Origin of the sequence: Streptococcus suis, from assembly GCF_002960445.1 — a bacterium.
Taxonomy (GTDB): domain Bacteria; phylum Bacillota; class Bacilli; order Lactobacillales; family Streptococcaceae; genus Streptococcus; species Streptococcus hyiners.
Window position 1 is genome coordinate 1 of sequence record NZ_POJD01000443.1, and the last position, 278, is coordinate 278.

Consider the following 278-nt stretch of genomic DNA (forward strand, 5'->3'; position numbering starts at 1 on the left):
ACCAATCTTGACGGTAATCGCATCAGGTGCTAGTGTCGCACTCACTCCAGCCGGCAAATTGGTCAATTGTAGCTTGACAGTCTGTGTCCCATCACTCAACTCTCTCAAATCCGCAGTCACTTGAAAAGTCCGAGTTGACTCATCTGATTCTCTCTGTAGGAGAACACGATTAGAGCCCCTTAATTCAACTGCCACCGTCGAAGAAAATCCGGAAATAAAATACTTGTTTGTATCATATTCAATTTCAATCGGTACATTGCTCAGTGTGTGAACATAAG

General features: G+C 43.5%; 1 protein-coding gene. It reads right to left on the reverse strand.

From position 1 onward, the window contains the following. On the reverse strand, positions 1-278 hold a 278-nt coding region (locus tag C1G53_RS12450), incomplete at both ends, for a CdaR family protein (RefSeq protein ID WP_238139153.1).